The organism is Geobacillus sp. FSL K6-0789, assembly GCF_038593135.1.
GTDB classification, from domain to species: domain Bacteria; phylum Bacillota; class Bacilli; order Bacillales; family Anoxybacillaceae; genus Geobacillus; species Geobacillus stearothermophilus.
Genome location: NZ_CP151966.1, coordinates 2,908,251 through 2,928,198 on the forward strand (window position 1 = coordinate 2,908,251; position 19,948 = coordinate 2,928,198).

The following is a 19,948-nucleotide window of genomic DNA, read 5'->3' on the forward strand; positions in this document are numbered from 1 at the left end:
AGTTAGACGATCGCGAATCGTTTCATGCCCTCATGTTTGATATTGATGGCCGCATTGACGTCCCTGTCGCTCTCGAATCCACATTCACAGCGGAATGTACGCTCAGAAAGCGATAGAGACTCCTTGACTCGACCGCAGCACGAACACGTTTTGGACGAGGGGAACCATTTGTCGATTTTGATCAGTTTCTTCCCCTGTTCTTCCAATTTGTACCGAAGGAAAGAGGTGAACATGCCCCAGCCGTTGTCATGAACGCGTTGACCGAAATGGAGGGCTTGGGACATTCCCTTCATGTTGAGGTCTTCGATGACCACGCAATCATACCGTTTCGCTAATTTGTGCGACTCCTTATGCAGAAAGTCTTTTCGTTGGTTCGCAATTTTTTCATGCAGCTTTGCCACTTTCAGACGCTGTTTATGCCAACGATTCGAGCCTTTCTTTTTACGAGACAATTTACGCTGTTCTTTCGCTAATGTTTCCAATGCTTTGCGATAGAATCGAGGATAATTGGCTCTCTTACCCTCGCTATCGACATACAGCGTACTCATGGAAAAGTCAAGCCCAACCACCGTTTGTACTTCTTTTGGGGCAGGTTGATGTTCGTACTCTGTGAGAATAGAAATATAGTATTTTCCTGTTTTGGTTTTCGTGATCGTACAAGACTTGATGATATGGTGGGCAGGAATCTCCCGGTGTTGCTTGAGCTTGATCCATTTCAGTTTGGGCAGCTTGATATAGCCATCTGAAAGCTTGATGTTGCCATTTACCACATTTGTGGTGTACGACTGTTTCGCCTTGCGGTTTTTGAACTTGGGAAATCCAGCGCGGCCAGAAAAGAAGTGTTGAAACGCTTTCTGCAAATTCAATTGGGCGTTTGCCAGCGCAAGGCTGTCCACTTCTTTTAGCCAAGGAAACTCCTTTTTGTACTTGGCAGGGGTCGGACATGTTTGCTGTTTCAAGGATTCTTGATCGTCCTTGAACTTTTCAAACATTTGTATGCGCTCTTCAAGCATTTTGTTATACACGAAACGGACACAACCGAAGGTTTTGGCGAGCAGTTGTTCTTGTTCTTTTGTTGGGTATAGACGGAACTGATAGGCTTTGTTTGCCATATCGACACCACATCACTTCATACCTTGATTTTCGATATATTTTTTCTATAACTGATGTAACTATTCACCCCAGTGCTAGTGTATAAAAAAGCCCAGCACAAATAGGGCATTTCGGTCATAGAAAATGCCCTAGGTAGCGGAAAGAACTCGATCGATCGTTTCGCCTGCCAACAGAAGACATAACGAATCCCACACGTTTTTTTCGTGTTTCGTCAGTGTGGAAACGATGCTTCTTGCGATGCAAAACGACTGCGCGAATGTTTCTTCGCGAAACGTACCCGAAATGTTCTCTTTGACTTTGACCATGCGAAGATCGCGTTCGGCTTGGTTGTTGTCAAAGGGAACATGTACTTCACGTAAGAAACGCAGCGCTTCTTCCTTTCGTTTTTGAAGGCGTCGAACAAAAGCGAGTGCTTTTTTCGGAAGAGGCGTCATCGTTTCTAATCGGTGTTGTGCTCTTTCTAGGATGCGATCATACACTCGTTCCCACCGTCTCGCTTCTTCTTCGGAAAGTGCACCGTGATGGGCTTCGACGGCTTGCTTGGCGGCTAACAGAAACGTGGTCATGCGCATCGCCCACGTATGCCCCTGTTCGATGAATCCTTTTAACTCACGCAAATGGTGGGCATGACAAAGGGCATGGGTGGCATGTGTGTATTTCGGATACGTACCGAACGCATCGTGCATCATCGTCCCTTCATATCGGGGAAGAATCCCGATCTCATCGGTCGCTTTTTTTCCACGAGAAGCGTGAGGAGCCAAGTATGTATATCTCGATGTACACGCGACATGCACCCATGCGAGTTTCCCATTGATGCGCAAACTCGTTTCATCGACATGCAGGATGTTGGATTCAAGTAAGGCGTCTTCGATGATGTCCATATTTGATTCCAGCGCTTCGCGTCCTCGTTTCACCATATTGGCAAGGGTTCCTGTACTAATCGAGTGTTGATATAACGCTTCGATTGTATCACTTAAACGCTTGTACGGGATCAATTGGATATGATGTAAATAAACAACGAGTGCCGTGAGCCGTGGACCGTATTGCACATGATTCGTGACATGGGATGGGAATTCGGCTTGTTGCACGCATCGACAATGTGGACACGATTTCACTTCACGTTCATGTTGTGTCACCTCGATCGCCACAGGAGGGACATCAAACACTTGACGGATATCGACTTTGAACGGTTTGACTTCACGCAAAGAAGCTCCACATCCTTGACACGTATGCACACGGTGGACGATGCGATGATGTGGATGTTCCACTTGACGGAGCGTCTTCCCCTCATGTCCCTCTTGCCCACCAGGCTTTTTGCCAGACGGCTCGCGGGAGGAACGCTTTTTCTCAAAACGGTCAGAAGATGGGGGCAAATGGCTATTGGAGCTGTTTTTTTTCGTGCGTGCTTCCAGCTCTTGAACACGGTACTTCAGTTGTTCATTTTCTTTGCGTAGCTGTTTGTTTTCTTTCAACAGTTGCTCAATGACTTGTTGCTGGTGAGTAATGAGCTGCTTTTGTTGTTGAACTTTGCCGATTAAGCCCTCAACTGTAAATACAGCTTGTTGTACCGTCAACATGCGATTCACCTCCTTGTCTATCAATATTCACATCATAGACAAGGAAAGAAGAAAATATTCAGCTCACTTTATGATGTGGCTGAATAGTTACTAACTGATTATATTGTAATACACAAAAAAGAGACAATTTTAGGCTATACCTAACCGAAATTCATCTCCCACTTTCACTTCGTTTAGAAGTGGGAGACTTCTTTCGGAAAGATGTTAAAATCGTTCGCTCACAGGCTGGAAAGAAGATTTCTTTTCCGTTCCCCTCTTTTCTTTCGATCATTCCCCTTTTAAGGGAGATTCTCTCCCTAGTTTATGTTTTCATGAACAAGGGTATGGGTATAGTAGTAAAAGGAAAATGTGTACATTTTTTTCGGTCAGCATTATAATTTTTAGAAAGGAGAATCAATGAGGTGATCGATATGCCTTCCGCTTTGGAAACGAAAATGAGGGTGACACTGTCTTGCACGGAACAGGCCAACAAACCAGATAAGGATCTTCCATTTGCCGAATTACGGAAAAAAATAGCCAAACCTTCTCCCTTTGGCAAAAAATTAGTGGACATCTACAAACAAGGACGGTAGCCGATTATGTCGTTTGTGATGACATATGAAGATGCCATAGATGAACATTTTGGACAAGCGTCTATATACATCGATGCTTGCCAACATTCAAGATTTAGCCTTGGCTCAAATGCGGCTGTTCCAGCTCGAAGCCTATGATGCCTTGCATTATGCCATTGCAACATACCACCATTATGGCTACTTCGCTACGCTTGATGGCGATTTTGTCCATACTCTTTACAACCAAGACCCCGACCCAGCGTCGATTACAAAAATTATAAAAATCGCCTAGCCTTGACGTTCTTGATCGAGTCGGGGTTGAAAAAGTAAGGGAGGCAGAGAACTCTATGCCCTCCTTCATTTCTTCTCCACTCACGCGAGCTGCACCAAGTTCAACCATGTGAATTGGTGACAAAGAAAGAGCATGCAATACATATCGATCCGCCTTTATGATGTACAAAAAAGCGGAAGCATCCTACTCTGCTTCCGCCAACAGTTTCAACGTCGCCGCGACAAACATTTGCACGCCAATCTCAAGCGCGTCTTCGTCGATCGTAAAGCGCGGATGGTGATGCGGGTAAACGATGCCTTTTTCTACATTGCCCGCGCCGACGTAGAAAAAGCTGCCCGGCGCTTTTTGCAAGAACGCCGAAAAATCCTCGCCGCCCATGTTCGGTTTCAAGCGAGCCACTGCCTCTTCACCGAACAGCTCGCGCGCCGTTTCTTCGATGACGCGGGTCACTTCATCGTAGTTAATGACCGGGCGGTAGCCGTAGTCAAATTGAAACTCATACGAGGCGCCGTGCGCTTCGGTGATTCCTTTGACAATGCGCTCCATCCATTGCGGTACCGTCTGGCGCAGCTCGGCGTCGAACGTGCGCACTGTCCCTTGAATTTCGACCTCCCCTGGCAGGACATTATGCGCCGTACCCGCCACAAATTGCGTCACGGACAGAACAAGCGGCTCGAGCGGGTCGACATAGCGCGAGACGATGTGCTGCAAGTTCGTCACGACTTGCGCCCCGATGGCGATCGCATCGATCGTTTGGTGCGGCATCGCTCCATGGCCGCCTTTGCCGATGATGCGGATGAAAAAGCGGTCGGGTGCGGCCATCATCGGTCCATACACAATGCCGATTTTTCCACGCTCAAGCGGCGACCAAAGGTGAGTGCCGATGACGACGTCCACCCCGTCCATGACACCCGCTTGCACCATCTCCTCCGCCCCACCCGGGGACAGTTCTTCCGCGTGTTGGAACAAAAAGCGAATCTCACCATGAATGTGATCGCGAAGCTGGGCAAAAATTTTCGCCGTCCCCAACAGCATCGCCGTATGGCCGTCATGCCCGCACGCATGCATGACGCCTGGGGTTTTGGAGGCAAATTCAAACGTGTTTTCCTCTTGAATCGGCAGCGCGTCCATATCGGCGCGAATGGCGACGACCCGGCCTGGCTGTTGGCCAATAAGGCGCGCCATGACGCTCGTTTTCGTCGGACGGGTAATCTCGAGACCGCCGAACGATTGCAGCGTCTCGTAGACAAACTGCGCCGTTTTCTCTTCCTGGAACGACAATTCGGGATGGGCGTGCAAGTGGCGGCGCCAGGCGATGACGTCCGTTTTCACTTCATCGACGAGCCGTTTGATTTCTTCCTTTGTCATCACGTTTCCCCCTCTTTTCCGCTTTCCTAATATTATAAACGGAAATTTTTGAATTTTCATTTCTCTATATTCATGAAGAAAGGCAGCCCGCTGCACGTTTAGTGAGTGAGCTGCTGTCCCAAACGTCATTCGTGATGCTCCACCGTTTCCTTTATCGCGCTTTGCCATCCGACCACCCCCGGCCGCCCAATCGACTCGTAGATTAAGCCGGCGGCTTCGGCCGCCTTCGGGTCGTAGCAATTCCGCCCATCCACCACAAGCGGTGTTTTCATCAGCGTCTTGTAACGGTGAAGGTCAAATTGCAGCACAGCCGGCCATTCGGTGAAAATGAAACAAACATCCGCGCCGCGAATGGCTTCCTCGATCGTCTCGCAACAAACAACCGCATCGCCAAAACGGCGGACGACATGTTCGAGAGCGGCTGGGTCCCAGACGCGCACGACTGCTCCTTCGGCAATGAGCCGCTCGATGTTCGCCAAGGCAGGAGACTCGCGCACATCATCGGTGCCCGGCTTGAATGCGGCGCCAAGCACGGCGACCGTCCGGTTGCGGAAATCCCCAATGTGCAGACGCGCTTTGTCAAGAAGTTTCCATTTTTGTTTCTCATTGACGTCGATCGCCGCCCATACCGTTTTGAGCGAATAGCCGTGGGAAGCCGCCAAGGAATAGAGGGCATTTGCATCTTTCGGCAGGCATGAGCCTCCATACCCGACGCCGGCGCGCAAAAAGCGGCGGCCGATGCGCGGATCCATGCCGATTCCTTCCGCCACCGCCTGAATATCAGCGCCTACCAACTCGCATACGTTGGCGATCTCGTTGATGTACGAAATTTTCAACGCCAAAAACACATTGGCCGCATACTTGATCATCTCGGCGCTTCTCCGGTCCGTCACGACGTACGGGAGGGCAAACGGGGCGTACAGCTCCTTCATCACCCGTTCAGCCCGGTCCGAATCCACTCCCAATACAATGCGCGGCGCCTGCAGTGTATCGCGCACTGCCGTTCCTTGCGACAAAAACTCCGGGTTGGATACGACGTCGAATTTCACCTCCAGCCGTCCGTTTTCCGCCAAAAAACGGGCGGCTTCATCGCCAGTGCCGACGGGCACGGTCGACTTGATAACGACAAGGCAATCGCGTTCGGCCGCCCTGGCGATGCGTCGCAATGCGCCCCATACATCATCAAGCCGCACAGACCCGTCCGGCTGCGGCGGCGTGCCGACGGCGATCATGATCACTTCCGCCCGTTGATACGCTTCCACATCGTTGGTCGTAAAGCGAAGGCGAACGCCGTTTCGCTGAATAAGCGAGTCAAGCCCCGGCTCATAAATCGGGACGATCCCTTCATTTAATAGGCGAATTTTCTCTTCGTTCACATCGACGCATGTCACATCATGCCCTTTATCGGCCAGACAAGCCGCGGTCACAAGTCCAACATATCCCGTTCCCGCAATCGCTATCTTCACGATTCCTCACACCTTTTCATCCATTGCGGCGATCGTCGCTTGTCCTCATTATATCGAATCGCCTTCCGGTTTTCACGGGTTCCGCCCCATTGCTCGAACAAAAAACTATTTTCCACACAAAAAAGAGAATGCCCCAAAAGCAACGAGGCATCCTCCCTTCTTCCATATATATACATCAGATTATTCCCCCGACCGGGCGTACATGACCTTTTGAGTCAGCCCTTTACGCCGCATGTTTCCGTTTCGTTGCGGACGGCCGATCGATCATCAAGCCAAGCGCAGCGCCGATCAGCGCAGGGACAACCCAGCCGAGCCCGACTGAAAACAGCGGCGCCCATGAGAGGAGCGGTTCTAACCATGCCGTCTCCAGCCCGATCGTTTTCAAACCGTCATACAGGCTGAACATGCCGGTAAAGAGCAACGCCATCCCGTACACTTTCGCCGAACCATGGTAAAAGCGGCGGAAAAACGACAGGGCGACGAGCACGATCGCCAATGGATACAGCATCGTCAACACTGGAACGGAAACAGCGATCAACGCATTTAAGCCGAGGTTTGACATCAAAAAGCTAAATAAGGTTAATACAATGACATACGTTCGGTACGAAACAGTCGGGGTGAGCTCTTGAAAGTATTGCGCACAAGCAGCGACTAGACCAACCGCCGTTGTTAAGCAGGCAAGCGCCACGATCACGCCCAACAGCAACTTCCCTCCGCTGCCAAACAGCAGCGATGACACGTATGACAATAGCTCGGCTCCGTTGGCAAATGAGCCGACACCAGCCATTCTAGCACCAATGGTGGCAATACCGCCATAAACGAGCGCGAGTCCCAATCCAGCGATCAATCCGGCTTGCACCGTGGCTTTTGCCTGCAACGCCGGCCGGTCCACCCCGCGGTCACGGAGCGCATGAATGACGACGATGCCAAAGGCAAGGGCCGCGATCGTATCCATCGTTAAATACCCTTCCAGCATCCCTTTCACAAACGGCGCCGAGGCATACTTCTCAGCCGGCATCGCCTGTGGGTCGTCAAGCCGGATTAAACCGGTAAGGCAAAGCACAGCAATGGAAAGCAGCAACATCGGCGTCAACAGCTGGCCGATTCGATCCACAAGCTTCGAGGGGTTTAAGCTGAGCCAGTACACAAGGGCGAAAAAGAGACCCGTAAACAGCCACATCACCAAAGATCCGCTCTCAGGGAAAAACGGCTTCGCTCCAATTTCATAGGCGACGCTAGCCGCGCGCGGAATGCCGAAAAACGGGCCGATCGCCAAATACACAGCGAGTGAAAAACAAAGGCTGAACAGCGGATGAACAGCGTTGCCGAGCGAACGGATGCCGTCTTTGGTGAACGCCACCGCCGCGACCGACAACAGCGGCAGCCCAACACCGGTGACGATAAATCCAAGAACCGCCGGCCATACGGCCGTTCCCGCTTCCATCCCTAAATACGGAGGAAAAATCAAGTTGCCCGCGCCGAAAAAGAGGGAAAAGAGCATCAATCCAGTAAACAGCACATCTCTCGTTTTCATTTTATCCCCCATTTCTATTATTTCGAAAAAGAATTTAATATTCTGGTATATAATAAAACAATAGTGTTAATTAGGATAACAGTCGATTATTATTATCCTAATCCTTTATAAATATTAAACTTTTTTAACTATTGCGTCAACCAACTTCCACCCTTTCGCCCTTGCAGCCCTCAGGCAAACGCCTTGAAAAGCTAATGGCCCTCTATGGTCAGCCAGCGGTGATCCAAACAAGGCGAGGCGACAAAAAGCGCCCCGAAAATCCGGGGCGCTTTTTGTCATGCCGCAGTAGATCCGTTATCCACTTTTTAGAAAAGGAGCGTACTATTGAAAATAATGGCGCATGGCGTTCACGATGGCCGTCGTCACCGCTTCTTGATAACCGTTTGTCGCCACAACCGCAGCGTCCGACCGATTGCTTAAATAGCCGAGCTCAAGCAACACGGACGGCTTCTCGTTTTCTCGCAACACGTAATAGTCGCCAAAGGCGATGCCGCGAAACGGCAATGCGGAAAGTTGCCTGAACAGCCCTTGGAACGATTGCGCCAATTCGTAGTCTGCAAACCGATCGTAATAGTAAATGGTGATGCCGGACGCATCTGGATCAGCGGCGCTGTCGTAATGCAGGCTAATAAACGCGTCCGCCTGATACAGGCGGGCGGCGGCAACACGCGCCGACAGCGGCACATACTCATCGCCGGAGCGCGTCAGCACGACGCGAGCGCCGTAAGATTGCAGCTTGTTTTTTAGAAGCCTCGCCGTTCCCAACGTCAACTCCTTTTCCTTAACGCCAGCGACACTTTTCGCACCGCCGTCTTTGCCTCCGTGGCCAGGGTCAAGGACGATCGTTTTTCCGGCCAGCGCCTGAACAGGACCGCTCGTCCAGCTGTCTGCATAAAGGCGCGAGTCGCTAGGCGCGATGATGGAAGGCAGCGAGCGGCCAGCCGACTGGGGCACTTCCGCTTCCTTTTCATTGGCTTGTCCACCCTTTACCTGCACATACGCGGACGAAACCCAGCCACCAAGCCCTGTTGAGGAGGCAATTTTGTACCATCCCGGCTTCTTTTCCACAATGTCAACTTCTTCGCCACGAACAAGACGGCCGATCCGCGGGGCGTGAAGCGACGGTTCAGCTCGCACGTTGAGTGAATCGGCGGCCACCGTTCCAGTCTGTTGTGAAATCGAGCGGGCCTCGGCTGGCGCCAAATACGATGCAGCGGCCCAACCGATGGCGTCTTCCGTCACGACCTGTTTCCAGCCGCCTTCTTCCCCAATCACCAACACCGTTTCCCCTTGCGCCAAATGTCCGATAATTCGCCCGTCTCGGCTCGGCTCTTGGCGAAGGCGGAGCCGGTCTTCTTGCACGACGGCTGTCTCTTTTGCCAACGCGACGTACCGCGCCGCGAGCCACCCGGTCCGATTTTTCTCCCATTCAATTTTCAACCAACCGTCTTTCACATCCACCAACCGGTACACGTCACCGCGGTGGACGCTTGCCACCGGGTGGTACGGCACCCCCGGCCCTTGGCGGACATTCACGCGATCCGCCGTCACCACCGCCAGACGCTTCGTTTCTTCCGTTTCTTTTTCTCCTTTCACTCCCGACGGCCAAAGGACCGCCAGCAACCAAAGCAAACAAAACGATGCGGCGAGCCATCCCCCCCGCCTCATGCGCGCTCCCTCCTAGTTCCCTCTCATTCTACTATATGGTTCGCGCACAATAGGCCATTTCCTGTCTGTCGGCCAGGAAAACCGCTCGACAGAACAGGCGCCGCCAACGTCCATGAACCGACAATGAATGCCCTGTTTCCGCACAATGTCCTCCAGCGCGACAGCCGCCAACAAACAAGACGCGAATGCTGCCGAGAACGCAACAATGGCGCAAATCCCGTCTGCACAAGCGCCCTTCGATGCCTCAAATTGGCGCAATCGCACGGCTGCCCCATTTCCTCACAAGCGCCCATCATAGAAAAAGAGGATGCCTCGTGTCGAGACATCCCCTTCCCCTTTACACCTTGGCGGATGGCCGGTCAAACCGAACAAACGCCTCCATGTAAGGAGCGGCCTGCGGCGGGTAGACACGTTGGACGGCCGCCAATGCGCCGTTGTTGGTGAACGCGGCTTCCAAGCACATGCCGGGCTCGACGTACGATTTCACCGATAGCGGCAAGCGCCAGTGGAACTGTTCGCCCGTCTCCAACCAGCGGATCGCGGCCTTTTCCCGTCCGACGCTCACCACCTGAAACATCCCGGTTCGATACTCCTCTTTCCTTTCTACCATTCCCTTCCAAATAATGTCAGCCATCCCCATTGGCAAATCAGGGCGATGATACAATCGAAGAAGGCGGACCGCTTTTAACAACGGCTCCTGCAATTCCGTCACGAGTTGGCGCACGACCCGGGCATGGCTTGTCCGATAGCGGCCGTCCAGCCATTTCGTGAACGCCTGAACGCCGCTTAATACTTGTTTCGCTTGATTGATGCTTATGTCAGGAGAAAACATGACGTAGTGAAATGCCAAACATTGCTGCCAATGGCGCGCTTCTAGCGCATCCCACGATGACAGCGGCGTCGTCTGCAAGTAATGGCCGACCGCCGTCACACCGAGGCGGTATTTCGCTTTCGTCGCCTCTGATTTTCCTTCCGTTTTTTCTTGGTAAAAACGGACGAGGTCGGCGCCGAAAAAGCGCATTTTCCATTCCGCCGGCATGGCAAAATATCCGCCCTCATCGAGCCGTTGCAATACTTGAACAGACGTTGTCCGCTTGATCTTAGGCGTCACAAATGGCGAGAGCGGCAAACCGTAGCGGGAACGGATGCTGTTCGTATCGACCATCACCGGACTGCCTTCTTGGCGGAGAAGTTCGAACGCATGGTACTCATATGCGCGCAGCCATTGCTCCACTGTTTCCTGCTCGCCGCTCATGGCCAATTCGTGAACGGACCGTCCCCCCCATTCTTCATGCGGCACATGCAGCGTCTGCTCTAACATCACCGCACTGTTGGCAACGAGCGCCATATATGACGGCTCACCCGGCGGCAACTGGACGTCGTATGACAGCAACTTCACTCCTTTAGGGACAAGGTGTGTCTTCGCTGACCGCGATACAACCGTCGCCGGCAGCCCCATTGCCTCAAGCGTCTTCGTCAGCACCCTCTCGGCGTCCGCATCAAAGGTGGAGAGCGTCATCGTCCGCCCCTGCCCCTCTACAAAGCCAGCTAATTCGTTCAGATAAATCGGGCTGGAGGCAAGATCATCGCAATATTCATACGTCACACCGCGCAGTGAACCTTTGACGGCTTCGTCCGTTTCCTCATCCACGATCACGATTCCATGTCGTTCCAGCTGACGGAGGGCGTTGCGCGCATCAGGCATGTCGTAGACGACCGTCCATTGTTCAACTGCTTCCGTCCCGCGCTCCTGTAATGAAGAAGCACTGTGACACGCGTCGACAATATCAAGAAAACGGGAAAATGCCAACTCTTCGTACGGCATGTTCGTCTCTTGAAGGAGAGAACGCATTCGTTCCTCGGCCTTCTTCACTCCGTCCGGCCCAACGATGGAGGCAGCCCCTTGGATATAATGACCGCCGTCAAACGGCTCGAGAAACGCAAACATACCGCCCCAAGGCACTACATCCGGCATCGTCTCGCTAAATGGCAGAAACAACGTTTCCCCCGTCAATCGGTCGACCGCTGTCCCCCCGTCTTCACCGCGGTCCACAAACTGAACGAGACGCGGAACAAGCCGAACCCACCGGTCAAGCATGTTTCGCAGCTCCAACGATAAACGGCGTCCTTTCTCGCGCCGAAACCATTCAACGCCGCGCATCCCGTTTGGGAAACGGTGAACGAACAAGTACCAAAGCGTTTCAAGCGGCTCAAGCATCTCACTGTGTTTCATTTCCCGAACGGCCTGACGGAACGCGTGCTTTATCGCCCGTTGTTCGGCGTAGGAGAGCGCCTCCTCTAAGAAACGGTGCACTTGTTGCGACAGCTCATACTTCTGTTCAAAAAACCGATGTTGCCGCGCCCTTTTCGCCTCTTCCTCCATCGCTTTGTTCATGCAGCATTTTTTATACTTTTTCCCGCTCCCGCACGGACACGGGTCGTTTCGGCCGACCGACATACGGCTCCCTCCTTGAATCAATTTCGTTTTCTAATTTCTATCACCATTATTATTATTTTGATTCTTTCAGAAACAGGTTAAACTATAAGTATACAAAAACAATCCTAAAAAAGGAGACGATATTCATGGAAGAGAAAAGACTCATCGACTTGATCGACGAATTGATGACGAAGCTTAATTCAACGAAAACTTCCCATCCGCACGGTCGATGGACGGAAACACCAAAAAGCAAAAGCACGACATCAAAGAAACCGCGTCGCTCCAAAACCGCCTATCAGTTAAAAATATCCTTAAACGGCATCCGTCCGCCGATTTGGCGGCGCGTCCTTGTTCCCGGACATGCGACATTTCACGATCTTCATCTCATCATCCAAGAAGCGATGGGATGGGAACAAGCCCATTTATACGAATTCGATTTCGGAAGCGTTCTCATCGGCATCCCTGACGGCTGGGATTCGTTTCAGCTGGAAAAAGAACTGATGGACGCCCGCCGCATTCAATTGCAGCAATGGCTGACGGAAGAAAAACAAAAGTTTCTGTACATTTACGATTTTGGCGACTACTGGAGCCATACCATCACCGTCGAAAAGATTGAAACACTCCCCAAACCGCTGGAACGCGCCACTTGCCTGAAAGGGAAACGGGCATGCCCTCCCGAGGATTGCGGCGGCGTCTATGGTTATTTGGAGCTGCTCGAATCAGCAGCAAACCAAGACTCCCTTACGGATCCGGAACTGCTTGAACGACTTGACTGGATGTATGACATGAAAGGCGAAGATTTTGATCCCGATGCGTTTAACATCGAGGAGGTGAACAAGCGGTTATCCTACATCCATCTGTAGCAAAGGGGGAGAAGGCGCCCAAACCAACGGCTGGGCACCTTCTCCCATGGATGCGCTGTATGTTCTTAACAAAACCCCCGTCCCGCAAATGTTTGCCAGACGAGCTCCTCGAGTTCTTCACGCAGTTCGGCTTCGTCGACTCCCTCAAGCAAACCGTCTTTTTTCCATGTTCGCATCGCCTTGTCAATCAAGCGGCGGACTTGATCGGTGTCCCAACCTTCGTCGTCAAACAGTTCTTCGACTTCGTCAAGCCATTCGTCAATCGCGGCATCCAACTCATCGCCGTCTATCATGCCTTCTTCGAAATCCCACTCATCATCAAGCCATTCCTCATCGTCATCATCCCACTCGCCATCCTCATCGCGATCCAGCATCTCGACCGCGAACAAGATAAATTCCATGGAAGTTGATTCGACTTCCTCAGCCGCCACTCCGTAGCGTGCAGCCGCTTCCTCTGCATCCATGAACTCCTCTTCCGCCATCTGACCGGCAACATGGCGAAGCGCGGCTGCATACACGACCGGGTCATCGATGGCCGGTTCATCTTGTTCGCAATACATGCGCCAAAAGAACGCCGCATGGCTAAGCACCCGGGGCGATGTCTTTTCTTCTCTCCGCTTCAGCTCGTGAAGAACCGCTTCTTCGTCAGGATCGTTCCACTCCAATTCAGCCGACAGCTGCCATAGCCATTCGTGAAGAGCCAGATCGAGCGCTTCTGGAAACGATGTTCGCCAAAACGCGTCTGCCGCTTTCCCGCTTCGTTTTCTCTCCGCCTCAATCGCATGGGCGAGCCGTGTTCTTCCGTTCTTTGGAAACGGCAGAGCGGCTATAAAGTACGTAAACTCTTCCCCATATGGAAGGAGGAAGCCAAGCAAAACGTCCCCTTCTTCAGCCGGCGGAACGGGCTCGGACGTTAAAAAACGGACGCGTTTTTCTTCCCCGCTCACAAGATCGCGCACCATGAGACGCCGCTCTTCGTCGAAACGGACGATCTCACCAAACGACGGAATCCCCTCCGTCCATCGCTCCAAATGCGCTTGCACCGCCGGCCGCCAACGGTTGCGGCGCCGGTCTTGCATGTACGCCGAAAAGATTGTTGTCCCCTTCTCATCCACCGGCCGGCAAAAAACAGCCCAATCCGTCAACAATAAATGAGCGCCCACCTCTAACTCTTCCGGAAACCATTGAAACGAGCATTCTGCCATCGTTTCCACCAACACGTCCTCGTATCGCTCCGACGCAAACAAGACCACATCCTGCATGCATTCGACCAGCTCGCGCTCAATAATAGATGCAATCGATACCGCCTCTTGCTTCCCACAACAATGCTTGTACATTTTCCCACTGCCGCATGGACAAAGATTGTTTCGCGATGCCTTCACCATATAGCTACCTACTTTCTTTGTATCATAGTCATTGAACGTTCTCCCCCTCTACGCTAACGCTCGGGCCAGCTAAACACTTTGGGGAGACATTCACGATCAACGTGTGATGGAACTGCTTTCAGCAACACATATCGCAAGCACTTTGGGACTTCCGCCGCTCATGTCGAGAACAGTGATTGGAGTGCCTTTATTGAACGGTTTTCTCCACGTCTTTATTCTATCATACCACAAAAGAAAGGGGGAACGCGCATTCCTCTCCCACTTACTCCCTTTGGTCGTTGAAGTGGGAGTCTCCTGCGCGAAATAGGATGAATGACTCTTACCATTGGGCTTGCCTGCATAATGGAGAATCATAGAGGCCGAGCCGAGAGAAACAAGCGCCCCGTCATTCATCGGGACGCCTACGGCCGGCGAAGCAAACGGGACAACGAGGCAAGCAGGCGCTCTTGAAACACAGCCCGTTCTTTCTCCACCTTGTCTGGCCACTCTTGCAGCGCCTGAAGCCACGGCTCTACGTACGGTGAGAAAGACGGCGGATATACGCGGGCAAGATCGTCCAGCTTGCCGTTGCGATCGGTCGCGGCGACGATATACATGCCCGGCAACAGATGCGGCTCTGCCCGCTTCGGAATGTCCCATGTCACCGTTCGGTTATGGGCAAGCCAATCCAGCACCGCCTTCCCCTGTTCCACACGCTTGACGCGGAAAAACGAGAAACCGACGGAAAGGGGAATAGGCAAACCAAACAAACGAGCAAGCTGCCAAGCCATCAGTTCCTCATCCGCCTTTCCGTTCTCGCCCCTCCATTCATCCAGCAAAGCAAAGCAATGTTCCAATTCGCTTCTGACCTCTTCCAGCACGGCACAAACAACAGTTCGATGATTCGTTCCATAACGGCGGTCCAGCCAATCGGCCCACTCAAGCAACATATCGAGCGCTCGGCTCACCACTTCCCATGAAAACGAACTCCATCTTGACGGGATTTGCTCGACGATGCATTGTTTCCATTCTTCTTCTCCTACGTCCTCCCACGATGAAAACGTCCGCCCGGTCATATATTCACACACGAGCAAAATCACGGCCCAACACGCCTCTTTGGCCTCTTTTTCTCCGCTCACGATGACTTCGTTATAAAACGCCAATGCGTCATCGGTAAAATACATCCCTTCCCATTCCGCGCGAATCAACAATGTCTCGGTTCTTTCCGGCCCCATCCATTTCATTTTCCATAAGTCCGAAAGACGATGTGATGAGCTAAACGGAGATGGGGGCAATCCATAACGGGAGCGAATGGGATTCACTCCGATGAGCACCGGCAAATTGGCTCGTTCTTGCATGTTAAACAAATGGAATTCATACTCTTTCAGCCACACATCCACTTCCTGCACACGCCCCTCGCGCGCCATTTCGTGAGGGGTTTTTCCATTCCATTTCTCAAGCGGGGTGTGAAGGGCTTTTTCCATTTGAACATCCAATCCGGCCATCGTTGCCACCCAAGGGGGAGAGTCTGGGTCTGAATCAATATGAAGCGAAACGTTTTCGATCCATTTTCGGCGCAAAACGGCTTCTGTCCCCCGTTTTCGTTCTTTTGGGGAATACCCAAACGCCTGCAGCAGCGACACGAGCTGTTCGGCCGTCCCTTCCTCCTCGGTAGACAACACGAGACGCGACCGATGAGCGGATAATGACCCGCCTAATTCAAACACATGAATCGGCTTGGGAGAAATCACTCCGACATAATGGTACACATTGGTGCACCATGAACCTTCCACTTTCTCCCCATCGTCATGATCAATGTGAGCGCGTCCGATCGAAGCAAGCTTCCTCATCGCCTCAGCGGCTTCCTGGCATTCGTATTCATACGTCCATCGCGTGCGCTCCTCTTGCATATCGTCCGCCCTCGGAGGATAGCCTGCATCAACGATATCGAGAAAATGTTCAACGGCTACCTTTTCATACGGCCAATCGGTTTGCGTCAACAAGACGCGAATGTTCTCTTCCGCCCGTTCCACGCCCTTCGGATCCACAATCGATGATACACCGCAAACGTAATAGCCGCCGTCAAAGGGCTCCAAAAAGGCAAACATGCCGCCCCAAGGGCGCACAACCTCCAATGTCTCGCAATACGGCATGAGAAGTTTCTCGCCCGTCAACCGGTCGACCGCCACTCCTCCTTCATCATCCAAATCGACAAATTGCACAAGGCGCGGCACAAGTCGAACCCAGCGGTCCAACATTTCCTTGAGCTCCGGAGACAGACGACGCCCTTTTTCCTGTTGAAACCATTCAACGCCGCGCAATCCATTCGGATAACGATGGAGGAAAAAACGCCAAAGCGTCTCAAACACCTTCAACTCTTCACGATGATCCTTTTGTTCGATCATTCGGCGAAATGTACGGTTGACCGCTTCGCGTTCATCATAAGACAGCGATTCATCCAAAAACCGCTGCACCATTTGCGACAGCTCATATTTTTGGTCAAAAAAGCGGCGCTGCCGCACCCGCTTGATTTCACGCTCCTGCTGTTTGTTCATGCAGCACTTCTTATACTTTTTCCCGCTTCCGCACGGGCACGGGTCATTTCGGCCGATTGCCATGCAAAATCCTCCCTTCTAATCATTCCTTTCCAAAACGGCGACCAAGATAATGAACCTCCCCCACTTATCGAAGTGGGGGTTTCCTGTTTCCCCTTCGGAGGTGGATGCATGATAGGCTGGTTGGCAGCCTATCTGCAGGCAACACCTGGCACCCGTCCCGTTGGGAGCCACAGGCAACATGAGTATCCATGATACTCAAGGGCGGGAACTCGCCATCTACGACTTCATACCTAAGCAATCCGTCGATACGTAAACGGTTTGACCGTAAATTCCAATGGGCGGATTTCACCATAATATACTTTGGCAAATAAATTCATTGCCCCATGGATATCACGGTGTCGTTTGTACCCGCATTGACATGTATAATTTCTAGAAGAAGATTTATTTTTCTTCCCGCAAACAGGGCATGTTTGCGAGGTATAACTTTCATCTTTTTTCTCGATTTGAATTCCTTCGGCATTCAATTTGTATTTGAGATAATCAAATAATTTTCCAAACGACCAATTGGATAATTTCTGATTGGTCTTTTTGTTTCGTTTCTTTTTCGTATTCCGTTGGATTCCTTCGATATCTCCAATGACGACTTCTTTCACTTGGTTTTCCAAACACCAACGAACAAATTGTCTCGTGGTTTTGTGCAGTGCATCCTTTAGTTGTGCCTCTGATTTCGAAAGTACATATTGTTTCGCCCGATTGTACTTTTTCCATTGTTTGGAGCCTTTTTTGCATCTGCTCATGAGTTTTTGCAGTTCTTTTAATTTCTTGTTTCTCAACCGATGAATGCTTCTTATTTTTCTTCCCGTGATAATGAGGCTTTCCCCATTTTCACAAATGGCTGCGATGGTGTGAATTTCCCCTGGGTCAATAGCAACACGGTTTTTACATGGATTTTCTTTTGGTTTTTTCCCATCTTCATACGATAAACAAAGCCACAAACCACGGTCATAGACCAACTCGATTTCTTTGACTTTTCCGTTTGGAAGTTTCTCTTTGTCGATTTTCACCACCAAAGGAGATTGTCGTTTTCGATTCCAAATTCCTAGCGACAGTTCCAACGTTCCGTCTTCATGCAAAACAAACCCATCTTTTGCCCATTTCGTGTTGAAATGTTTTTTCTTTTTGTATGGATATTTGATTTTTTCTCCTTTTTTCCGTGCTTCTTTTGCCCCATCACGGGCAAAGATATATTTATGCACAACCGCCTGGATGCTTTGGCTGTGGATAGAAAAACGACCTTTTGTTGCTTTTTGCAGTTCCGTTTTGGTTATCCATTTTCCTGTTTCCAAATGATGTTCTTTTGCCAAACGAAGGCATTCGTTCCAAACTTCTGCGGAGATACGATTGCATTCAAATAGTTTTTGGATAACTTCTTTCTTTGCCCGAAAACGGGTTTTCAGCGTTCGATACATGGTTTCACCTCCTATGTTTATTGTATTCTATTGCCATCCAAAGAAGAAAGAGAAAAACAGAAAAACCGAACGCCATTCATCCCCCACCTGTAGAGGTGGGGGACTTCTGGCTGATTTATGTTAAAAACGGTCGGAATCGCGCACAAAGCCATTTTTCCCAATCCATTATGGATTCGGTCAAAACCGATCGTTCCCCGCCGCTTTTTTTGGAGTTTCACGAATGGAACGCATTCCATTCCCTGTTTCTACTTATAGAGGGCTTGGGTTGAGCCCAATGATGTTTGAATGAGAGAGCCCTTGTGGAACCGGCTTTCCTTTCTGACGAAATGCCGCTGACTTGCGCGCAGCGCCCGTTTTTCTGCCAGTTTCTAGATGAATCCCCGATCGGTGAAGATCTCCCACGCTACATCGCGGAGTTCTTTACGCAATTCTTTTTCATTCACTTCCTCAAGCAGGCCCTCATTCCTCCACGAACGGATGGCGCGGTCAATATGACGGTTGACTCGCTTCTCGTCCCATCCTTCACGCATCAACATCAGATCGATGTCATCGATCCATTCATTGATGCGCGCATCAAGCTCATCCCCTTCCTCTTCGAACCAGTCTTCCTCCCAGTCATCGAGCCATTGCTCGTCGTCTTCATCATCAACAGCCATCAGGAAAAAATCCAACGCCGCCGATCGCACATCTTCTGGCATCACGTCATACCGATCGGCGATGTCTTCCACCTCCGATCCTTCCGCCTTCATCAAATGCCCAGCCACATAGCGGAGCGCCGCCGCGTAGACGGGAACCGAATAAGGGAGGCGGGATGTTTTTCCGCAATAGATCGCCCATATGGCGAACGCTTGATTGAGCAGCGCCGCTGGCGCCTCCGGCTCGTTTTCATCGAGCTCGCGAATGACGGCCGCTTGTTTCGGATCATCCCATTTGAACTGTTTGGCGAACTGCCAAAGCCACTCCAAGAGCACATCGGAAAGCACAGCGACGAACCGATCGCGCATCCATAAAGCCGATGGCTGACCGCTCCACTCCCCTTCTTGTTGAATCGCCCGAAGCAATCGATCTTTCCCTGACGCCGGGAGCGGAAACACCGCTGTGAAACACGTGAACACGTCTTGGTACGGCACAAGGAAGCCGAACACCACATCTCCTGTTTCGATCACGCTCGGCCATTGATGGGAAGCCAATAAATGAACGATCTTTTCCCCTCCCGTCAACAAATCCCGGACAACGGGGCGATTGTCGTCCTCATAGCCGATGAACTCGCCAAGCGACGGAACGGCTCCTTCCCACCTCTCGATGTGAGCCTGAACGGACGGGCGCCACCGCTCCCAATGACGGCTTTTCCGGTAAGCAGAAAAGATCGTTTGTCCTGTTTCATCAAGCGGCCAACAAAACAACATCCAATTCACCGCCATGATCTGCACGCCAAGCTCGAGTTCCTCCGGCATCTCATCAAGCGGGAACTGGTCTAAAAGCTCTTCCGCCTCCCTCTCATACCGCTGTAAAACAAACTGACGCATATCATTCATGCATTCGATCAACTCGCGGTCAATCAATGACGAAATCGAAACCGCCTCTTTTTTTCCACAACAATGCTTGTACTTTTTGCCGCTGCCGCACGGACAAAGGGCATTCCGCGACACCATCATATCGTCACCCGCTTTCCTTCGATTCGGCCTTGC

At 51.5% G+C, this 19,948-nt stretch carries 13 protein-coding genes and 1 pseudogene; 3 read left to right on the plus strand and 11 right to left on the minus strand.

Features of this window, described 5'->3' with window-relative positions; all coding sequences use genetic code 11:
- Nucleotides 1–2: 2 nt before the first annotated feature.
- Together NSQ51_RS15460 and NSQ51_RS15465 are read right to left on the minus strand one after the other, a co-directional pair.
- Nucleotides 3–1,112, minus strand: coding sequence for an RNA-guided endonuclease TnpB family protein (locus NSQ51_RS15460; RefSeq protein WP_049625974.1), 1,110 nt, complete (start codon nt 1,110–1,112; stop codon nt 3–5).
- Nucleotides 1,113–1,241: 129 nt separating this feature from the next.
- Entirely contained in the window at nt 1,242–2,690 is a 1,449-nt protein-coding gene (locus tag NSQ51_RS15465; protein ID WP_342462708.1) for an IS66-like element ISGst1 family transposase, read from the minus strand.
- 612 nt (nt 2,691–3,302) lie between these two features.
- On the opposite strand from NSQ51_RS15465, the gene NSQ51_RS15470 reads away from it, so the two are divergent.
- Nucleotides 3,303–3,533: a hypothetical protein gene (locus NSQ51_RS15470; protein WP_061567530.1), complete on the plus strand. Its 231-nt coding sequence runs from the start codon at nt 3,303–3,305 to the stop codon at nt 3,531–3,533.
- 183 nt (nt 3,534–3,716) lie between these two features.
- Here NSQ51_RS15470 and NSQ51_RS15475 read toward each other — a convergent pair whose 3' ends face one another.
- From NSQ51_RS15475 to NSQ51_RS15495, 5 genes are all read right to left on the minus strand, one after another.
- Nucleotides 3,717–4,901: a M20 family metallopeptidase gene (locus NSQ51_RS15475; protein ID WP_121650131.1), complete on the minus strand. Its 1,185-nt coding sequence runs from the start codon at nt 4,899–4,901 to the stop codon at nt 3,717–3,719.
- A gap of 125 nt (nt 4,902–5,026) precedes the next feature.
- Complete coding sequence (locus NSQ51_RS15480) at nt 5,027–6,367, minus strand: UDP-glucose/GDP-mannose dehydrogenase family protein (protein ID WP_121650130.1); 1,341 nt, start codon at nt 6,365–6,367, stop codon at nt 5,027–5,029.
- Nucleotides 6,368–6,590: 223 nt separating this feature from the next.
- Nucleotides 6,591–7,901 (minus strand): branched-chain amino acid transport system II carrier protein, encoded by a 1,311-nt coding sequence (gene brnQ / locus NSQ51_RS15485; RefSeq protein ID WP_049624258.1) that lies wholly within the window; start codon nt 7,899–7,901, stop codon nt 6,591–6,593.
- A 321-nt stretch (nt 7,902–8,222) separates the two neighbouring features.
- Entirely contained in the window at nt 8,223–9,569 is a 1,347-nt protein-coding gene (locus NSQ51_RS15490; RefSeq protein ID WP_121650129.1) for an N-acetylmuramoyl-L-alanine amidase, read from the minus strand.
- A 337-nt stretch (nt 9,570–9,906) separates the two neighbouring features.
- Complete coding sequence (locus NSQ51_RS15495) at nt 9,907–12,027, minus strand: SEC-C metal-binding domain-containing protein (RefSeq protein ID WP_049624260.1); 2,121 nt, start codon at nt 12,025–12,027, stop codon at nt 9,907–9,909.
- Nucleotides 12,028–12,152: 125 nt separating this feature from the next.
- Between NSQ51_RS15495 and NSQ51_RS15500 the strand changes: the two genes are divergently transcribed.
- Nucleotides 12,153–12,869 carry a plasmid pRiA4b ORF-3 family protein gene (locus NSQ51_RS15500; protein ID WP_121650128.1) on the plus strand — a complete coding sequence of 239 codons (717 nt, stop codon included), beginning with the start codon at nt 12,153–12,155 and terminating at the stop codon, nt 12,867–12,869.
- A 65-nt stretch (nt 12,870–12,934) separates the two neighbouring features.
- Here NSQ51_RS15500 and NSQ51_RS15505 read toward each other — a convergent pair whose 3' ends face one another.
- Nucleotides 12,935–14,206: a hypothetical protein gene (locus NSQ51_RS15505; RefSeq protein ID WP_235468585.1), complete on the minus strand. Its 1,272-nt coding sequence runs from the start codon at nt 14,204–14,206 to the stop codon at nt 12,935–12,937.
- 220 nt (nt 14,207–14,426) lie between these two features.
- Here NSQ51_RS15505 and NSQ51_RS15510 point away from each other — a divergent pair.
- A pseudogene (locus tag NSQ51_RS15510) lies at nt 14,427–14,610 on the plus strand (hypothetical protein); the annotation flags it as partial.
- 45 nt (nt 14,611–14,655) lie between these two features.
- On the opposite strand, the gene NSQ51_RS15515 reads toward NSQ51_RS15510, so the two are convergent.
- The 3 genes from NSQ51_RS15515 to NSQ51_RS15525 form a co-directional block, all read right to left on the minus strand.
- Entirely contained in the window at nt 14,656–16,851 is a 2,196-nt protein-coding gene (locus NSQ51_RS15515; RefSeq protein WP_049626463.1) for an SEC-C domain-containing protein, read from the minus strand.
- Nucleotides 16,852–17,081: 230 nt separating this feature from the next.
- The gene (locus NSQ51_RS15520; protein WP_011231306.1) at nt 17,082–18,260 is read right to left on the minus strand and encodes an RNA-guided endonuclease TnpB family protein; all 1,179 of its coding nucleotides are present in this window, start codon (nt 18,258–18,260) and stop codon (nt 17,082–17,084) included.
- Between the two features lie 368 nt (nt 18,261–18,628).
- Entirely contained in the window at nt 18,629–19,915 is a 1,287-nt protein-coding gene (locus NSQ51_RS15525; protein ID WP_064213728.1) for an SEC-C domain-containing protein, read from the minus strand.
- Between the last annotated feature and the right edge of the window lie 33 nt (nt 19,916–19,948).

Bases quoted from the DNA above. Each gene is read 5' to 3' on its own strand.
- NSQ51_RS15460 (WP_049625974.1), bottom strand. From the start codon at position 1,112: ATGGCAAACAAAGCCTATCAGTTCCGTCTATACCCAACAAAAGAACAA.
- NSQ51_RS15465 (WP_342462708.1), bottom strand. From the start codon at position 2,690: ATGTTGACGGTACAACAAGCTGTATTTACAGTTGAGGGCTTAATCGGC.
- NSQ51_RS15470 (WP_061567530.1), top strand. From the start codon at position 3,303: ATGAACATTTTGGACAAGCGTCTATATACATCGATGCTTGCCAACATT.
- NSQ51_RS15475 (WP_121650131.1), bottom strand. From the start codon at position 4,901: ATGACAAAGGAAGAAATCAAACGGCTCGTCGATGAAGTGAAAACGGAC.
- brnQ (WP_049624258.1), bottom strand. From the start codon at position 7,901: ATGAAAACGAGAGATGTGCTGTTTACTGGATTGATGCTCTTTTCCCTC.
- NSQ51_RS15490 (WP_121650129.1), bottom strand. From the start codon at position 9,569: ATGAGGCGGGGGGGATGGCTCGCCGCATCGTTTTGTTTGCTTTGGTTG.
- NSQ51_RS15495 (WP_049624260.1), bottom strand. From the start codon at position 12,027: ATGTCGGTCGGCCGAAACGACCCGTGTCCGTGCGGGAGCGGGAAAAAG.
- NSQ51_RS15500 (WP_121650128.1), top strand. From the start codon at position 12,153: ATGGAAGAGAAAAGACTCATCGACTTGATCGACGAATTGATGACGAAG.
- NSQ51_RS15505 (WP_235468585.1), bottom strand. From the start codon at position 14,206: ATGTACAAGCATTGTTGTGGGAAGCAAGAGGCGGTATCGATTGCATCT.
- NSQ51_RS15515 (WP_049626463.1), bottom strand. From the start codon at position 16,851: ATGGCAATCGGCCGAAATGACCCGTGCCCGTGCGGAAGCGGGAAAAAG.
- NSQ51_RS15520 (WP_011231306.1), bottom strand. From the start codon at position 18,260: ATGTATCGAACGCTGAAAACCCGTTTTCGGGCAAAGAAAGAAGTTATC.
- NSQ51_RS15525 (WP_064213728.1), bottom strand. From the start codon at position 19,915: ATGATGGTGTCGCGGAATGCCCTTTGTCCGTGCGGCAGCGGCAAAAAG.